Genomic DNA, 17,671 nt, shown 5'->3' with positions numbered 1-17,671 from the left:
ACCCAGACCCCGTACGGAATCGTCGTTATGGGTGTCAGCGGCAGCGGCAAGTCGACGCTGGCGGCGCTGCTCGCGCGACACCTGCACAGCCCGCTGCTCGAAGGCGACGATTTCCATTCCGCGGCGAACGTCGCCAAGATGGAGTCGGGGCATCCGCTCGACGATGCCGATCGCTGGCCGTGGCTCGACCGGCTCGGTGCCGCGATCGGCGTGGCGGCGGAGGATCGGGCCAATCAGACCGGAATTGCGGTGGCCGCCTGCTCCGCGCTGAAACGCAGCTACCGGGAGCGACTCTCGCAAGCCTCCACAGTGCCGCTCGCCTTCGTGCTGCTCGACACTGCGCCTGACGAGATCGCCCGGCGTCTCGCAGGCCGCACCGGCCATTACATGCCGCCCAGCCTGCTCGACAGCCAGCTTGCGACGCTCGAACGGCCATCGCCCGGCGAGCGCGCCATCACGCTCGATGCCGCGCTGACGCCCGAGCGATTGAGCGAGGACGCGCTCGCCTGGCTGGAGACTCAGTTTCCGCGACCCTAAGCCTGCGCGATACTGAGCGGTCACGGCATCAATCGCTTGCGTCCCTGCGACAGGTGCCAGCGCATCGCCAGCGCTGCGCCGTCCGCGTCCTGCGCGCGGATCGCCTCGACGATCGCGTCATGTTCCTCCATCATCGCACCGATCACCTCGGGCGGGCGCGAGCGCGAAATATCGACGCCCGCGCGTAGAATCCGCATCACTTCGTCCTGGAGATGATCGAACACCGGCAGGAACGCCGCATTGCCGGTCGCCTCGGCGATCGCGCGGTGAAGCTGCCAGTCCTCGTCATGCGCCGATGCGTTCGACAGCAACGCGCTCCGCAGCGCCTCCAGCGCGCGCTCGATCGCGTCGAGCTGGCGATCGGAGCGGCGCTGCGCCGCGAGGCGCGCCGCCTCCGCCTCCAGCACGAAGCGGACTTCATAGGTACCGAGCGTCGTCGCGAGTGCATCCATCGGCATGTGCGTGCCGAGCCGCGCGGACGGCCGGCGCTTGACGAACGAGCCCGCACCGAGCCGCGCCTGCGTAATGCCGTCCGAGGCGAGCCGTGCCAGCGCCTCGCGGACGATGGTGCGCGACATGCCGAACGTCGCCGCGAGCTTGGCCTCCGACGGCAGGCGGTCGCCGATCGCCAGATCGTCTTCGGTGATGATCCGGACGATTCCGGTATAGGCGCGATCCGCCAGCCGGCCTTCGGTCGAGGGTGGTAGGTCAGACGACATAGCTGAGCGCCATCACGAGGACGAGGCCGACCACCGAGATCGCGGTTTCGAGCAGCGACCAGGTCCGGAACGTGTCGGCGGTGCTGGTGCCGACATAGCTTTTCACCAGCCAGAACCCCGGATCGTTGACGTGGCTGAAGAACACCGAGCCCGCGCCGATCGCCAGGACGACCAGTTCCGGCGAGACGCCCGAACTCGCGACTACGCCCGGCATGATCCCGACCGCGGTGATCGTCGCGACCGTTGCCGAGCCTGCCGCGAGCCGGATCGCCACCGCGACCAGCCAGCCGAGCAGTAGCGGCGAGATCGAATACATCAGCACGGTCCGCGCGAGCAGGTCCGAAAGCCCCGCTGTCACCAGCACCTGCTTCAAAGCCCCGCCCGCCCCGATCGCGAGCAGGATCGCGCCCGCCGCGCCCATCGTCTCGTGCCACACCGCATCCTGGATCGCGACCTCGCGCAACCGCCGGCCGAACAGCAGCGGCAGCGCGATCAGGTTGGTCAACAACAGCGCGACGACCGGGTTGCTCGCGGCGACCAGCCAGGCCGCGCCCTTCCACGACGGCACCATCTGGCCGAGCTCGCCGGTCGCGATCATCAGCACCGGCAACAGCACGATCAGCAGCGACAGCGCGCGGGGCGGTGGTGCGATCGCGAGCCCGGTCTCGCGCAGCACGGGCGATACCAGCCGGACGCCCCGCGTGGTGAACTTCGCCAGCAGCGGCCCGGCGATGACCGCGGTCGGGATCGCGATCAGGATACCGTACAGCATCGTCCGGCCGAGATTTGCACCGAGCGCCTCGACCGCGAGCAAAGGCCCCGGATGCGGCGGCACCAGCGCATGGACCACGCCCAAGCCGGCAAGCGCGGGCATGATCAGCCGGAGCTTGGCGGCATCGCGCGCTGCGCCGTCCTTGCCGGTCATCTCCTCCGCTGCGGCGACGACGATCGGCAGCAGCAGCACGAGCCCGGTTTCGAAGAACAACGGCAGGCCGACGACGATCGCGATTCCCAGCGTCGCCCACGGCGCGGCGCGCACGCCGGTCAGTCGCAGCGCGCCCTTCGCCAGCGACGCGGCGGCGCCCGACAGATGCAGCATCGCGCCGAGCGACAGGCCTAGCGCAACGACCAGCCCAGTGCCGCCGATGATATCGCCGACGCCCTTCTGCACCGCCTTGGCGACATCGGGCAGCGGCAGTCCGGCTAGCAGGCCGACGGTGAACGCGCCGCATAACAACCCGATAAAGGGGTGCAGACGCCCTTTGACGATCATCAGGACGGCGAGCAGGATGCCGGAGAGCGCGGCGATCACCAACCGCAGGTCGCCGCCGATCATTGCGCCGCGCCGATCGCAGGGGCGTTGCGGCGTTCTGGCTGACGGTCCGGTGCTTGCGCCTTCATCATCGCTCCCCGTTCGATCCGGCGGCGTTTCTCGCCTGCCGATATGGCTCTAGCTGTAGGACAGGTTTTTGCCTGCCGCCAACAGAAAAGGCTTGATTGCCGATAAATCCGGGGCGCATACGGAAAACCTGTCCAACCGAATCCATTCAAATGGATCGCACCCACGGGCCGAAACAGGAGGAGGATGACCATGCAAGGGACCACCCAGACCGTCTCGCAGCACCGGCAGCTGCCCGCCATCCCGGTATCGCCGCAGCTCACGCCGACCCAGATCAAGGTGCTGCACGGCGTCCATTCCGGACTGCTCAACAAACAGATCGCGTACGACCTCGGTATCGCCGAGGCGACCGTGAAGGCGCACATGACCGCGCTGATGCGCAAGCTGAACGTCCGCAACCGGACTCAGGTCGCGATCGTCGCGCACGGCCTGGTGTTGCACGCCGCCTGAACGTTCGGCTCGCGAGCGATCGACGGGCACACTGCATTTACGGGGAGACGGACGATGGATGCGAGATGGCTGCTTGGCGCCGCGGTGCTGCTGCTTTCGACGCCGGCCTTGGCGAAGACGAGCTCGGTCTACCTGATCGCCCCCGCTGATCCGCGCGCGATCACCGTCCAGGGCGTCGGCGACGGCCGCGCCGACGACAGCGTCGCGCTCCAGCAGGCGATCGATGCCGCCGCAGCCGGGGGGCATGGCGGAGTCGTGTTCCTGCCGTCCGGGCGCTACCGGATCAGCCGCACCATCTTCGTCCGCTCCGCCGTCCGGATCTTCGGTGTCGGTCCGACCCGTCCGGAAATCGTGCTCGGCGACAACAGCGCGGGCTATGCCTCGGGCGTCGCGGCGATGGTCGCGTTCACCGGCGAGGACCAGTACCGCGTCGGTAAGGCGCCCGTCCCGCCGCGCACCAGCGTGCCGTTCGACCCCGCGATCTTCGACGCGACCTCGAGCACCTTCTATTCCACGCTGTCGAACGTCGACTTCCGGATCGGCGCGGGCAATGCCGGGGCGGTCGCGGTGCGGTTCCGCGTCGCGCAGCACGGCTATCTGCGCCACGTCGACTTCCATATCGGCTCTGGGCTAGCCGGCGTCTATCAGGCGGGCAACGAGTTCGAGGATCTGAAGTTCTTCGGCGGCCGCTACGGCATCCTGTCGGAGAAGACATCGCCCGCCTGGCAGTTCACGCTGATCGACTCCGACTTCCAGGGCCAGCGCGATGCCGCGATCCGTGAACACGAGGTCGACCTGACCCTGGTCAACGTCGCGATCCGCGATACGCCCGTCGGAATAGAGATCGATCGCGGCTATTCGGATTCGCTGTACGGCAAGGACGTCCGCTTCGAGAACATCGCGCAGGCGGGCGTCGTCGTGTCGAACGAAAGCAGCGTCTTTACGCAGATCGGGTTCGACAATGCGGTGGCGGTAAACACGCCGACCTTCGTGCGGTTTCGCGACAGCGGCAAGACCGTGGCCGGGGCAGGCACACGCTACCGGGTCGGCGATTTCTCCTACGGCCTGAAGCTTGCCGGGCTCGGCCAGATCGGTGCCTATGCGACCGATATCGTCATGGCGCCGCTCGCGCGCCTGCCTGAGCGACGCAAGCCGGCGATCGCCGCGTTGCCGCCGGTGCGCGACTGGGCGAACGCGCACGATCTGGACGTCAAGGGCGACGACACGACCGACGACACCGCGGCGTTGCAGCGCGCGATCGATACGCACCGCGTGGTGTATCTCCCGGTCGGTCGCTACCGCGTCACTGACACGATCAGGCTGCGGCCCGACAGCGTGCTGATCGCGCTCCACCCGAGCCTGACGCATCTGTACCTGCCCGACGAGACGCCCGCCTATATGGGCGTCGGCGGTCCAAAGGCGCTGCTGCAGAGCGCGAAAGGTGGCAACGCGATCGTCTCGGGTCTGGGTCTGTGGACCGGCGGCGTGAACCCGCGCGCGACCGCGCTGCTGTGGAAGGCGGGCGAGGCGTCGATGGTCAACGACGTCAAGATCCAGGGCGGCGGCGGCACCGTGCTGACCAAGGGCAGCCCGATCGGCTTCGGCGATCCGCGCGCGCGGTTCGACGGCCAGTATCCGAGCATCTGGGTCACCGATGGCGGCGGCGGCACCTTCGCCGCCTTGTGGTCGCCGAACACGCTCGCTTCGGCCGGGTTCCACGTCTCGAACACCAAGACGCCGGGCCATGTCTACGAACTGTCGGCCGAGCATCATTACCGTGCGGAAATCGTCCTCGATCATGTCGAGAACTGGGAGTTCCTTGCGCCGCAGACCGAGCAGGAGGTGCGAGACGGCGTCAACGCGATCTCGACCGAGATCCGCAACTCGCGCAACATCGTGTTCGCCAATTATCACGGCTACCGAGTCACGCGCTCGATCAAGCCGATGGACGCGGCGGTGAAGCTCTACAATTCGGGCGATATCCGCTTCCGCAACGTCCATGTGAACGCCGAAAGCGGGTTCGCGAGCTGCGATTCGAAGGGTTGCGGCACGTATCTGCGCGCGAGCAAATTCCCGTTCGAGAACAGCATCAAGGATATGACCCGCCAGCAGGAGGTCCGCGAACTCGAGTTCGCCAAGCTCGACGTTCCGCCTGCGCCACCGGCTGCCGCGACGGCCTCGGCGGTGCCGGTATCGCCGGGCGTTGAAAAGCTTGCGGACGGGTTCTATTCGATCGCCGGCGGTGCCGTCGATGCGAAGGGCAAGCTGTATTTCATCGATCGCCAGTTCCAACGGATCCACGGCTGGTCGAAGGCGGAGGGTCTGTCGATCGTCGCGGAGGCACCTCTCGATGCGGTCAATCTGGCGGTGGATCGTTCGGGCGACCTGCTCGTGCTGTCGTCGGCAGGCCGCGACGGCACCGTCTACAGCATCGATCCGGCAAAGCCCGCGGAGGTTAAGGCGATTCCGCCGACGCCGGTCCGCGCCCGCCGCGACGCCGCGACGGTGCTGCCCGTCAACGTCTGGGCGAACGGCGAGTTCGCCGACCGGATCGATCCGACGAGCTACCAGTTCCCGACGATGACGGACTTCTTCACGACGAAGATGGGCGAGGCCAAGCCGCAGGAATATGTCTCGCCCGACGGGTCGCTGGCATTGCCCGCGTTCCGCGTATGGAACCAGGGGCCGGACGATCATCAGGGCTGGCGCTGGTCGGACACGCTCGACGCGAACGGCTTCGTTGCCGCCAAACCCGGCGAGCGCGTCGTGCTCACCAACGCCTCCGAAGGCCGCACCTATTCGGGCCTCGTCGGCGACCAGGGTCGCGTCACCGATCTCAAGATTGTCGCCGATCGTGGCGGCGAGAGCGTCGCGCGCGATGCCGCCGGCAATCTCTATGTCGCGAACGGGCAGGTGTTCGTCTACGATCCGGCCGGCACGTTGCTGCGCCGGATCGATGTTCCCGAACGGCCGCTCCAGCTCGTGATCGGCGGCGCTGACGGCCGCACGCTCTTCATCCTCGCGCACCATGCGCTGTACGGCGTGTCACTCTGACGGCACGCGCGGGAACCGCAGGATGAGCGTGGTGCCGCGCTCGATGTCGCCGAAGCCGATCGTCGCGTTCAACCGGGCTGCGGCGGAGCGGACGATGGCGAGGCCGAGTCCGCTGCCCTCCGGGCTCGCGACGCCGCCGAGGCGGACGAACCGGTCGAACACCGTGTCGCGGCAGGCGGGCGGGATACCGGGGCCGTCGTCCGCTACGACGACCGCGGTGTCCGATGCCGATGTCACCAGCTTGACCGAGACCGTGCCGCCGACCGCGTTGTAGCGGATTCCGTTGTCGATCAGGTTCGACAGGATCTCGAAGATCAGCGTGCGGTGGCCCGAGACGATGTGACGCGCGTCGTCCTCGCTATCGAGCGTCAGGTCGACGCCGGCCTCGATCGCCTGGTTGATCCGGCGGGTGATGACCGCGGCAGCGACCTCGTGCAGGTCGACCGCCTCGAGCGGGGCGGACACGCCGGCTTCCTCGGCGCGGGCGAGCGCGAGCAGCTGCGTGACCAGGCGCTCGAGCCGCGTGACCGCATCGGCGATCTCGTCGAGCGCGTCGCGGCGTTCGGCGTCGGAGCCGCGCCGTGCGAGTGCGACCTGCACCTTCAGGACCGACAGCGGCGTGCGCATCTGGTGCGAGGCGTCGGCGGTGAACCGGCGGACGCCGACCGTCGCGGTGTCGAGCTGTGCCAGCAGGCGGTCGAACGCGCCGGCGAGCGGGCGGAGTTCGCGCGGCAGGGGACCGGTGTCGAGCGGGGAGAAATCGGGGCGCGCCCGTTCGTCGCGTGCCTCGATCGCGCCGCGGAGGCGGGCGAGCGGACGGAGACTCCAGCCTAGCGCAGGTCGCAGCAACAACGCGGCGGCACCGACGAGGACGCATTCGCCGATCAGCAGCGCGAGCATCAGCCGCCGGGTGAGCGCGCCGCGGTTGTCGAGCGTCTCGGCGATCTGGACGATGACGGGCTTGTCGATCCGGGGGAGCGAGCGGCGGACCTCGGCAATGCGGATCTGCTGGCCGCGGTAGCGCGCGAAGCGATAGCGCGGCACGTCGATCGAGAGCGTGGCGGGATCGGGCGCGGGCAGATCCGCATAGCCGGTGAGCAGGTCTGGCCCGACGGCAACACGGTAATAGACGTTGTCGCGTTCGGTGTTCTCCAGCATCCCGAACGCGGCGGACGGCAGGTCGAGCGTCACCTCGCCGCGTTCGACCTGCACCGTCTCGGCGATCGCGCCGAGCGCACCGCCGAGCACACGATCGTTGGTGCGGCGGACGACGTCGGCGATCAGCGTCGCACCGACCACGCCGATCAGGATCGCCGCCGCCAGCAACGGTCCGAGAACCGCGACCAACAGGCGCGTGCGTAGCGCAGGAGTCTGCGTCTCAGCCGGCATCGAGCATGTAGCCGACCCCGCGGACGGTGCGGATACCGGGGCCGTCTGGCGCGAGCTTGGTCCTCAGGCGGGTGACATGGACCTCGATCGCGTTGTCGCCGACCGGCTCGTCGAACCCAAACACCTCGCCGATAAGCAGCGCGCGGGGGACGACCCGACCGGCTCGGGTGGCGAGTGCCTCCAGCACCGCGCGCTCGCGCCGACGCAGGTCGAGCGCACGGCCGGCTATGTCCGCGTCGCCGGTCGAGCGGTTGATCGTCAGCGTACCGACGCTGAGCACCGGCAGCGGATCACCGCCGCGCCGCCGGCCGAGCGCCCGGACACGCGCCTCCAGTTCTTCGGGTTCAAACGGCTTGCGGAGATAATCGTCGGCGCCGAGGTCGAGCCCGCGCACCCGGTCGTCGAGCGCATCGCGTGCGGTCAGCATCAGCACCGGCACGCGCTCGCCGCGACGGCGCAGCGTTTCGAGCACCGAGAAGCCGTCGATACCGGGCAGGCCGACGTCGAGGATGACGAGCGCATAAGGCTCGCCGGCGACCACCGACAGTGCCTCCTCCCCGGTCGCGACGTGATCGACCGCGTTGCCGCCGGCGCGCAACAATGCCGCGATACTGCGCGCGAGGGCTGCGTCGTCCTCTATCAGCAGGATGCGCACAACGGCTCGTCCTGCGCCCGATCGGCGTGAAAGGTTGGTGACAGGTTCGCTTCGTACTCCACCGTTGCAGTCTATCCGAACACAGAGACGGAAGGCGAGGAGAGTGATGATGGCACGCATTTTAGTGAAGATCGCGATACTGACCGGGCTATCGGCGCTTGCCGCGACGACCGTGGCGCAGCGCCCTGCCAATTATCCGCGCTCCTACGACCAGCTGATCTCCGACGCGCGCGCCGAGCGGCAGGTGCGGATCTACGGCAATGCCGATCGCGCCGAGCTGCTGCCGGTCGTCGCCGCGTTCCGGAAGCGCTATCCGGGCATCACCGTACTCTACGCGGACATCGGCTCGACCGAGATGTACCGCCGCTTCGTCACCGAGACGCGCGCGAAAAAGATGTCCGCCGATCTCGTCTGGTCGTCGGCGATGGACCTGCAGGTCAAGCTCATCAACGACGGCTTCGCACAGGGCTATGCGAGCCCCGAAAAGCCCGCGCTGCCGCCTGTGTCGGTGTGGAAGAACATGGGGTTCGGCGTCACCGCGGAGCCAATCGGGATCGTCTACAACAAGCGCCTCGTGCCGCCCGCTCAGGTGCCGCGCACGCACGCCGCGCTGGAGACATGGCTGCGGAAGAATGCGCGCGCCCTGACAGGCCGGGTGACCACGTTCGATCCGGCGCGCTCGAATGTCGGCTATCTGTACCTGTCGGAGGATCTCGCGATTACGCGCGACACGCGGTCGTTGGTCGAGGCGATCGCCGCGACAAAGCCGGTGCTGTCGCGCACCAGCGAGCCGATGCTGCGCGGCGTCGCCGAGGGGCGGCAGGCCCTCGCGTACAACGTCATCGGCTCCTACGCGCTGGAACGCGCGCGGACCGATCGCCGCATCGGCGTCGCGTTCCTCCAGGATTACACGATCGTCACCTCGCGGATCGCGTTCATCGCGCGCGAGGCCGCGCACCCGGCGGCGGCGAAGCTGTTCCTCGATTTCCTGCTGTCGCGCGAGGGCCAGTCGCTGCTCGCCAAGCGCAGCCTGTGGCCCGTCCGCACCGACGTGGCCGCCCGTCGCCTTCCCCAAGCCCAGGCGCGGCCGATCCGCGTGGGCCCACAACTTCTCGTCAACCTCGACCGCGTCAAGCGCCAGCGTTTTCTGCGCGACTGGACCGCGGTTCTCGCCACCGGAGCCAAAGCCCCATGATCCTCTTCCGTACCGGGTGCGCCGCACTCGCGCTGATCGCCGCCACCCCCGCGCTCGCGCAGACCCCGAGCGATGCCGATCTCGGTGCGCTGGTGCGCGCGCAAGCCGCCGAGATCGCGGCGCTGAAGTCGCGGCTCGATCGCTTGGAGAATGCCGCCGCCGTTGCGCAAACCGCGCCTCCGGTCGCTCCGCCACAGGCAGTCGCGCCTCCGCAGGCAGTCGCGCAGAACACCGAGCCGCGCCGCACAGTGCCGTTCGCGCCGCAGCTCGCGCCTCCGGGGCCTGCCGATCGCAGCGTCGCGCAGGCGGTCGCCGCACGTGACAATCCGTCGGGCGTAACCACCGAATGGGGCGCGGGCCTGCCCGTCTTCCACTCGGCGGACGGGGTCTACACGTTCAAGCCGCGCGGCCGCATCCTGACCGACGTCAGCTCGAGCTTCGGCTCGAAATACGACGGCCGCAACATCACCACGACCGGCATGCGCGCGCTGCGCCTCGGTCTCGAAGGTGGCGTCGGCACGCACTTCTTCTACCAGTTCGAGAGCGACTTCTCGGAGAACGAGGTCGACGTCGTCACCGCGTTCGTCGGCTGGCGCAACAAGATCAAGCCGGGTCTCGACTACGACGTCCGCGCGGGGCACCTGTTCAACGATCGCGGCTTCGAAGGCTCGACCGGCTCGGACTCGACGCCGTTCCTCGAGCGCACCACGGTCGCCACTGCGATCATCCCGCAGCGTGGTTTCTATGGCATCGGCGTGATGCCGCGCGTGTTCTGGAAGACCGGCCACGCCTCGCTGACGGTCACGGGCGACCGGATCGACGGCACGCAGGCGGTTGGCGACAGCCGCACGGTGCTGGGCCGCGCACACTGGAACCCGATCAAGTCCGATACCGGCGTGCTCCATCTCGGTGTCTGGGGCTTCGACGAATCGCTGTCGTCGGTCGCCGGCACGCTGACCCGTAACACGGTGATCGGCGGCCGCTTCAACGGCGCGCTGCGCGTGTCGACCGGGCCGCTGATCGGTGGCACCGGCACGACCGGCTACGGCGTCGAGCTCGGCGGCTATCGCGGGCCGTTGTGGGTGATGGGCGAAGCGGGCCGCCGCAACGCGCGGCTCGACGGCGGGCGTCCCGATTTCGTCAGCAAGGCGTGGAGCGTCTCGGCCGGCCTGTTCCTGACCGGCGACCTGCCGCCGTACAACCCGCGGCTCGGCAGCTTCGGCCAGCCCAAGGTGTTGAAGCCGACCTTCGACGGCGGGGTCGGCGCGATCGAACTCACCGCACGCTACGAAAGCCTCGATTTCGACAATCTGCTGACCGGCGGCGACGGCTGGGCGGCGACCGTCGGGGTCAACTGGTACCTCAACTCCTTCACCCGCTTCCAGGTGAACGCGATCCAGTGGAACACCGACAACCGCGCCGGCGACTATGTCGGCAACGACAGCGGCCAGACGGTGAGCGCCCGCGTCGGCGTCACCTTCTGATGCTGACCGGCATGCGATCTGCCACGACGGCCCGGCCCCACCCCTCCGTCATCCTGACGAAAGTCAGGATCCAGAGCCACAAGGGACCACGCTCCGTAACCCTGGATCCTGACTTTCGTCAGGATGACGGGGTGCTTGCGGCCGCCCGTGTGGCGGCCCCCGCGAGTGCAACTGCGGCGACGTCTGCCACCCCCACCCCCCTATTCACGCCCTTTCCTAGGACGAAGCGATGAACCTTGCCCTGCTCGGCTTCCTGATGGTCGCCACGTTCATGACGTTGATCATGACCAAGAAAATGACGCCGCTGGTCGCGCTCATCGTGATTCCGTCGATCTTCGGCGTCTTCGCGGGTGAGGCCGCGGGTCTCGGCCCGATGATGATCGACGGCATCAAGAACCTCGCGCCGACCGGCGTCATGCTGCTCTTCGCGATCCTGTTCTTCTCGACGATGACGGATACCGGCCTGTTCGATCCGCTGGTCGGGCGGCTGATCCGGATGGTCCACGGCGATCCGATGCGGATCCTGATCGGCACGGTCGTGCTGTGCGCGCTCGTCAGCCTCGATGGCGACGGCTCGACCACCTACATCATCACGATCGCCGCGCTGCTGCCGCTCTACAAGCGCTTCAACATGAACCGGCTGTACCTCGTCTGCCTGTTGATGACGACGAGCGGGATCATGAACCTGACGCCGTGGGGCGGGCCGACCGCGCGCGCAGCAAGCGCGTTGAAGCTCGATCCGGCGACGCTGTTCCTGCCGCTGATCCCCGGCATGATCGCCGGCCTCGCCTTCCTGATCGGCCTTGCCGTGTATTTCGGGCGCAAGGAGCGCGTTCGGATGGGTGAAGCCGGCATCACGGCGGACACCGAGTTCACCGGCATGGCCGTCTCGCAATATCCCGAGGCACGCCGCCCGAAGCTGATCTGGTTCAACGCAGCCCTCGTCATCACGCTGCTGACGTTGCTGGTGTGGGGCATTCTCCCGCTGTCGGTGCTGATGATGCTGGCGTTCGCGATCGCGATGATCGTCAACTATCCTGGCGTCGCCGACCAGAAGGAGCGCATTTCCGCGCATGCCGGCAACGTGCTGGCGGTGGTGTCGCTGATCTTCGCGGCGGGCATCTTCACCGGGATTCTCGGCGGCACCGGCATGGTCGAGGCGATGAGCAAGGCGGTGGTCGGCGTGATCCCGCCCGCGCTCGGGCCGTACATGGCGCCGATCACCGCGGTGCTGAGCATGCCGTTCACCTTCTTTATCTCGAACGACGCGTTCTATTTCGGGATGCTGCCGATCCTCGCCGAGGCCGGCGCGCATTACGGCGTCGCGCCCGAGGCGATCGCGCGTGCGTCGCTGATGGGCCAGCCGGTCCACCTGCTCAGCCCGCTGGTGCCGTCGACCTATCTGCTGGTCAGCCTGGTCGGGATCGACCTCGCCGATCACCAGCGCTTCACGCTCGTCCCCGCGATCGGCGTCTGCACGGTGATGACGCTGGTCGGGATGATCGCGCTCGCCTTCCCGTTCGTCGCCTGAGGTGAGCATCCCCGCAACCCGCCGCTACCGGAGCTTCCGCATGATCCGACCGCGTACACCGTTGATGCTGCTCCCCGCGATGGGCTGCGACGGGCAGCTCTGGGCCCGCCAGATCGTCGACCTCGCCGCCGTCGCGCAGGTCGAGTTCGGCGACCTGTCGCAGGACGATACGCTGTCGGCGATGGCGGCGCGTGTACTCGCCGCCGCACCGCCTCGGTTTGCGGTCGCGGGCGTCAGTCTCGGCGGCTACGTCGCGATGGAGATGGTCCGCCAGGCGCCCGAGCGGATCACGCGGATCGCGCTGTTCGGCACGCGCGGGTCGATGGACGTCCGTCCGCGTACCGTCGCGGGCCAGGGGATGCTCGCCACCGCGCCGCATGCCGACCCGCGCCTCTCCGCGATCGTCAGCGGCCCGGCCCAGGCGATGGCCGATCGCGTGGGACCCGTCGTGTTCGAACGCCAGCAACGCGCGCTGCTCGCTCGGCCGGACATCAGCGAGGCGATCGCCGCAATCCACGTACCGACCCTGGTCGCAGTCGGCGATCGCGACCGGATATGCACCCCAGACGACGCGCTGTCGCTGAGCCTGCGGATTCCGGGTGCGCACTTCCACCTCCTGCGCGGCTGCGGCCATCTGTCCCCGCTCGAACGTCCGGGCGAGGTCACCGCGGTGCTTCGCCAGTGGTTGAAATCCGGCTGACATCGCCGCGTTGGCGGTGCATGGCGCAAGGCATGGACCCGCTGACCTTCGACCGCCCCGACGAGCGCACGCGAGCGCGCCCGGATTGCCATCAGGCGATCAGCATCCTCGACCTGTTCACGATCGGGATCGGGCCGTCGAGCTCGCATACCGTCGGGCCGATGCGTGCTGCATGGTTGTTCGCCGATCTGGTCGCGGACGAACAGCCTGTCGCGGTGCGCGTCGATCTCTTTGGTTCGCTGGCGCTGACCGGGCGGGGGCATGCGACCGACAGTGCGGTGATGCTGGGCCTGAGCGGCGCGCAGCCGGAGACGATCGATCCCGACCTGATCCCGGTGCGGCTGGCGGCGATCCGGTCGAGCGGGCGGCTTATGCTGGCCGAGCGAGTGGAGATCGGGTTCGAGGAGAGCCAGCATCTGCTGTTCCATGCGAAGACCTTCCTGCCGGGGCATCCCAATGCGGTGACGTTCACTGCCTCGTTCGGCGACGGGCGCACCGTCGAGCGGACCTATTTCTCGATCGGCGGCGGGGCGATCGTCGAGGCGGGCTCGGGGCCGGTGAAGGCGAACATCCTGTTGCCGCGGCCATTCTCGTCGGGGGCGGAGCTGCTCGCGACCGGCGATGCCACCGGCATGACGATCGCCGACATCGTTCGCGAGAACGAGATTGCGTGGCGGCCGGAGAGCGAAACGGACGCGTTCCTAGACGCCGTCCGTGGCGCCATGTTCGCGTCGATCGATCGCGGGTGTCGGCAGGGGGGCATATTGCCGGGCGGGCTGAAGGTGCCACGTCGGGCGAAGGCGCTTTTCGAGGGGTTGCAGGCGCGCGATACCGCGGCCGATCCCTCCGCGGTGTTCGAATGGGTCAGCCTGTATGCGCTCGCGGTGAACGAAGAGAATGCCGCGGGTGGCCGCGTCGTCACTGCGCCGACCAATGGCGCGGCGGGCGTGCTGCCGGCGGTGCTGCGCTTCTACGAGACCTTCACCAAGGATCCTACGCCGAAGGGCGCGCACGACTTCCTGCTGACCGCGGCGGCGATCGGCTTTCTCTACAAGAAGCGCGCCTCCATTTCGGCGGCGGAGATGGGGTGCCAGGGCGAGGTCGGCGTCGCGTGCTCGATGGCGGCGGGCGCGCTCGTCGCGGCGCTCGGCGGGACCAATGCGCAGATCGAGAATGCGGCGGAGATCGGCATGGAGCATAACCTCGGCCTCACCTGCGATCCGATCGGCGGGCTGGTCCAGATCCCGTGCATCGAGCGCAATACGATGGGTGCGATCAAGGCGATCAACGCCGCGTATCTGGCGCTGCGCGGCGACGGTCGCCATATCGTCAGCCTCGATGCGGTGATCGAGACGATGCGCCAGACCGGTGAGGACATGCGCTCGCAATATAAGGAGACGTCGCTTGGTGGCCTGGCCGTCAACGTCGTCGAATGCTGAAGGATTTCCCATGACTGCCCCGACGAACCCGCTTCTCGATACGCTGTCGCTGCCCCGTTTCGCCGAGCTGTCGCCCGACCAGATCGCACCTGCGCTCGACGAGGCGATCGCGCGGCATGAGGCGATGGTCGAGGCACTGACGACCGCGCGGCCGACCGACTTCTCGGGCGCGTGGCTGCCGTACGAGCGCGCGAATACCGAGATCGGCGCGATCTGGTCGGCGGTGTCGCATCTGCACGGCGTCGCGGACACGCCCGAGCTGCGCGCGGCATATTCGGAGGGGCAGAAGCGGCTCGTCGAGAACGACATGAAGGTCGGGCAGAACCGCGATTTGTATGAGGTGTTCGTCGCGCTGAGCGTGTCGCCCGAGTTTGCCGACCTGCCCGTCGAAGACCGGGTCGCGGTGGAGCAGGCGATCCGCGATTTTACGCTGTCGGGCGTGGCGCTGGAGCCCGAGGCACGCGATCGGTTCAGCGAGATTTCGGTCGAGCTTTCGGGGTTGTCGAACGAGTTCGGCAGCGCGGTGCTGGATGCGACCGATGCCTGGTCTGAGCTGGTGACGGACGAGGCCGATCTCGCAGGGATTTCGGACGCGGACAAGGCTATGTTCGCGGATGCCGCCAAGGCGAAGGGGCAGGCGGGCTGGCTGGTCACGCTGCAACAGCCGAGCGTCAACGCGGTGCTGACCTTCGCCGAGAACCGCGACCTGCGTGCGCGCATGTACCGCGCGTTTGCCACGCGCGCGTCGGACCAGGGGCCGAACGCCGGCGAGTTCGACAATACCGCGCGTATCGCGCGTATCCTCGAACTGCGGCATGAGGGCGCCAAGCTGCTCGGCTTCACCGATCCGGTCGCGTGGTCGCTGGAGACCAAGATGGCCCCGAATGGCGCCGAAGTGATCGCGTTCCTGCGCGATCTGGCGCGGCGCGCGAAGCCGGCCGCGGAGCGCGACCTCGCCGAACTGAAGACGTTTGCCGCCGGGCAGCTCGGGATCGCAGATTTCGAGCCGTGGGATGCGGGCTTCGTGTCGAACCGGTTGCGGCAGGATCGCTATGCGGTCGATGCGCAGGTTGTGAAGACGTATTTCCCGGTCGAGCGCGTGATGGAGGGCTGGCAGACGCTGATGCAGCGCTTGTTCGGCATCAAGCTCGTCGAGCGCGACGACGTGTCGCTGTATCATGACGATGCGCGGTTCTTCGACGTGGTGGACGAGAGCGGGACGGTGTTCGCCGGGCTGTATCTCGACCTGCACGCGCGTACAGGCAAGCGAGGCGGCGCGTGGATGGCGCAGACGCGGCCGCGGTTGCACGATGGCAATACCGTGACGGTGCCGGTCGCGTATCTCGTCTGCAACTTCGCGCCCGATGGCGGCGAGACGCCGTCGCTGCTGAGCCACAACGACGTGACGACGCTGCTGCACGAGACCGGCCACTGCATCCACCTGCTCTTCACCAAGGTGAACCGCCCGAGCATCGCCGGCACCAACGGGTTCGAATGGGACGCGATCGAGCTGCCGAGCCAGCTGATGGAGGATTTCGCTTGGGATAAGGACGTGCTGACCGGCATGTCCGGCCACTACAAGACCGGTGAGACGCTCCCCGCAGACCTGTTCGAGCGGATGGTCAAGGCACGGCATTTCCAGGCGGGGATGTTCATCTTGCGCCAGGTCGAGTTCGCGCTGTTCGACCTGCTGCTGCATCTCGGCACGATGGGCAGCGATCCGATCGAGGTGATCGAGGCGGTGCGCGACGAGGTGGCGGTGATCCGCCCGCCCGCATGGCACCGCTTTCCGCACGCGTTCAGCCACATTTTCGCGGGCGGCTATGCGTCGGGCTATTACAGCTATCTCTACGCCGAGTTGCTGGCAGCCGATGGCTTCGAGGCGTTCGCGGAGGCTGGCCTGGTCGATCGCAAGACCGGCGACCGGTTCCGCGAGGAAGTGCTCGCGCGCGGCGCGACGCGGCCGGCGGCTGAAAGCTTCCGCGCGTTCCGCGGGCGTGATCCCGAGCCGACCGCGATGCTGGTCCGTCACGGGCTGCAATGACGCCTGCAATGACGGGGAAGCGCGTCGACCGGCGCTGGTTGTCGGAGGCGGTGCGGCGGATCGAGGCGGACTATAACCGGTCCGCCGACACGCATCTGATCCGGGTGGATTTGCCGCGGTATCCCGGGATCGTGCTGTACCTGAAGGACGAGAGTTCGCATCCGACGGGCAGCCTCAAGCACCGGCTCGCGCGGTCGCTGTTCCTGTACGCGCTGTGCAACGAATGGATCGGGCCCGAGACGACGGTGATCGAATCCTCGTCGGGATCGACCGCGGTGTCGGAGGCGTATTTCGCGAAAATGCTGGGGCTGCGGTTCTTTGCCGTAGTGCCCGCGACGACCGCCAAGCCCAAGCTCGACGCGATCCGCTTCCACGGCGGCGAGATCCACATGGTCGACGATCCGCGCACCGTCTACGCGGTGTCGCACCGGCTCGCGGCCGAAACCGGCGGGCATTATCTCGACCAGTTCACCTATGCCGAGCGAGCGACCGACTGGCGCGGCAACAACAATATCGCCGAGAGCATCTTCGCGCAGATGGCCGAGGAGGAGCATCCGTGCCCGTCCTGGATCGTCTGCGGTGCGGGGACCGGCGGCACGTCGGCGACGATCGGGCGCTTCATCCGCTATTGCCGGCACGACACGAAACTCTGCGTCGCGGACCCGGTGCACTCGGTGTTCCACCGGCATTTCGAGGACCGATCGGTGGTCGCGTTGCCCGAGGGGTGCGCGTCGCGGATCGAGGGGATCGGACGGCCGCGGGTCGAGCCCAGCTTCGTGCCGAGCGTGATCGACCGGATGATCGCGGTCGAGGACGCCGACAGCATCGGTGCGATGCGCGCGCTGTCCGACCGGCTCGGCCGGCGCGTCGGCGGCTCGACCGGGACCAACCTCTGGGCCTGCGCGCAGATCGTCGAGGAGATGGCGGCGGCGGGTGAGACCGGGAGCATCGTCACCTTGTTGTGCGATGGCGGCGACCGTTATGGCTGCACCTATTACGACGACGTATGGCTCGACGATCGCGGGGTCGCGTGGACCGATCCCGCGGCGCGGATGACGCAATTTCTGGGCTGAGT

14 protein-coding genes are annotated in these 17,671 nt (G+C 68.0%); 10 read left to right on the top strand and 4 right to left on the bottom strand.

From position 1 onward, the window contains the following. Positions 1 to 27 precede the first annotated feature (27 nt). Positions 28 to 537, top strand: coding sequence for a gluconokinase (locus C8J43_RS02280; protein ID WP_133030009.1), 510 nt, complete (start codon positions 28 to 30; stop codon positions 535 to 537). Positions 538 to 557: 20 nt separating this feature from the next. Here the strand turns inward: C8J43_RS02280 and C8J43_RS02275 are convergent, their stop codons facing one another. Both C8J43_RS02275 and C8J43_RS02270 read right to left on the bottom strand, forming a co-directional pair. After that, positions 558 to 1,256, bottom strand: a complete 699-nt coding sequence (locus tag C8J43_RS02275; protein ID WP_133029555.1) for an FCD domain-containing protein — start codon at positions 1,254 to 1,256, stop codon at positions 558 to 560. Next, on the bottom strand, positions 1,246 to 2,592 hold the full coding sequence (locus C8J43_RS02270) for a gluconate:H+ symporter (RefSeq protein WP_121885628.1): 1,347 nt from the start codon (positions 2,590 to 2,592) through the stop codon (positions 1,246 to 1,248). Before C8J43_RS02270 ends, C8J43_RS02275 begins: the two co-directional genes overlap by 11 nt. A gap of 255 nt (positions 2,593 to 2,847) precedes the next feature. Here C8J43_RS02270 and C8J43_RS02265 point away from each other — a divergent pair, with 255 nt between their 5' ends. Both C8J43_RS02265 and C8J43_RS02260 read left to right on the top strand, forming a co-directional pair. Next, on the top strand, positions 2,848 to 3,105 hold the full coding sequence (locus C8J43_RS02265; RefSeq protein WP_056055970.1) for a LuxR C-terminal-related transcriptional regulator: 258 nt from the start codon (positions 2,848 to 2,850) through the stop codon (positions 3,103 to 3,105). Between the two features lie 54 nt (positions 3,106 to 3,159). Continuing rightward, positions 3,160 to 6,159 carry a glycosyl hydrolase family 28-related protein gene (locus tag C8J43_RS02260; RefSeq protein WP_133029554.1) on the top strand — a complete coding sequence of 1,000 codons (3,000 nt, stop codon included), beginning with the start codon at positions 3,160 to 3,162 and terminating at the stop codon, positions 6,157 to 6,159. Here C8J43_RS02260 and C8J43_RS02255 read toward each other — a convergent pair. Further along, complete coding sequence (locus C8J43_RS02255) at positions 6,151 to 7,548, bottom strand: sensor histidine kinase (protein ID WP_133029553.1); 1,398 nt, start codon at positions 7,546 to 7,548, stop codon at positions 6,151 to 6,153. The genes C8J43_RS02260 and C8J43_RS02255 overlap by 9 nt on opposite strands. Beyond that, positions 7,538 to 8,203, bottom strand: a complete 666-nt coding sequence (locus C8J43_RS02250; RefSeq protein ID WP_200912584.1) for a response regulator transcription factor — start codon at positions 8,201 to 8,203, stop codon at positions 7,538 to 7,540. The genes C8J43_RS02255 and C8J43_RS02250 overlap by 11 nt, the downstream gene beginning before the upstream one ends. A gap of 109 nt (positions 8,204 to 8,312) precedes the next feature. On the opposite strand from C8J43_RS02250, the gene C8J43_RS02245 reads away from it, so the two are divergent. The 7 genes from C8J43_RS02245 (at position 8,313) to C8J43_RS02215 (ending at position 17,669) form a co-directional block, all read left to right on the top strand. Continuing rightward, a complete protein-coding gene (locus C8J43_RS02245) occupies positions 8,313 to 9,398 on the top strand; it encodes an ABC transporter substrate-binding protein (protein WP_133029552.1) in 1,086 nt (361 codons plus the stop codon). Continuing rightward, entirely contained in the window at positions 9,395 to 10,882 is a 1,488-nt protein-coding gene (locus tag C8J43_RS02240) for a porin (RefSeq protein ID WP_133029551.1), read from the top strand. The genes C8J43_RS02245 and C8J43_RS02240 overlap by 4 nt, the downstream gene beginning before the upstream one ends. A 229-nt stretch (positions 10,883 to 11,111) precedes the next feature. Beyond that, positions 11,112 to 12,413, top strand: coding sequence for a CitMHS family transporter (locus tag C8J43_RS02235; RefSeq protein ID WP_121905151.1), 1,302 nt, complete (start codon positions 11,112 to 11,114; stop codon positions 12,411 to 12,413). A gap of 40 nt (positions 12,414 to 12,453) precedes the next feature. Then, positions 12,454 to 13,113: an alpha/beta fold hydrolase gene (locus C8J43_RS02230; RefSeq protein ID WP_056054930.1), complete on the top strand. Its 660-nt coding sequence runs from the start codon at positions 12,454 to 12,456 to the stop codon at positions 13,111 to 13,113. A gap of 32 nt (positions 13,114 to 13,145) precedes the next feature. Next, positions 13,146 to 14,552, top strand: a complete 1,407-nt coding sequence (locus C8J43_RS02225; protein ID WP_133029550.1) for an L-serine ammonia-lyase — start codon at positions 13,146 to 13,148, stop codon at positions 14,550 to 14,552. Between the two features lie 10 nt (positions 14,553 to 14,562). Continuing rightward, positions 14,563 to 16,596 carry a M3 family metallopeptidase gene (locus C8J43_RS02220; RefSeq protein WP_133029549.1) on the top strand — a complete coding sequence of 678 codons (2,034 nt, stop codon included), beginning with the start codon at positions 14,563 to 14,565 and terminating at the stop codon, positions 16,594 to 16,596. Between the two features lie 8 nt (positions 16,597 to 16,604). Next, positions 16,605 to 17,669: a PLP-dependent cysteine synthase family protein gene (locus C8J43_RS02215; RefSeq protein ID WP_133029548.1), complete on the top strand. Its 1,065-nt coding sequence runs from the start codon at positions 16,605 to 16,607 to the stop codon at positions 17,667 to 17,669. Positions 17,670 to 17,671: the final 2 nt, after the last annotated feature.

This window comes from Sphingomonas sp. PP-CE-1G-424 (assembly GCF_004341085.1).
Classification (GTDB): Bacteria; Pseudomonadota; Alphaproteobacteria; order Sphingomonadales; family Sphingomonadaceae; genus Sphingomonas.
The sequence above is the reverse complement of the archived record's forward strand: the minus strand, read 5'-3'. Positions and strand labels throughout refer to the sequence as shown.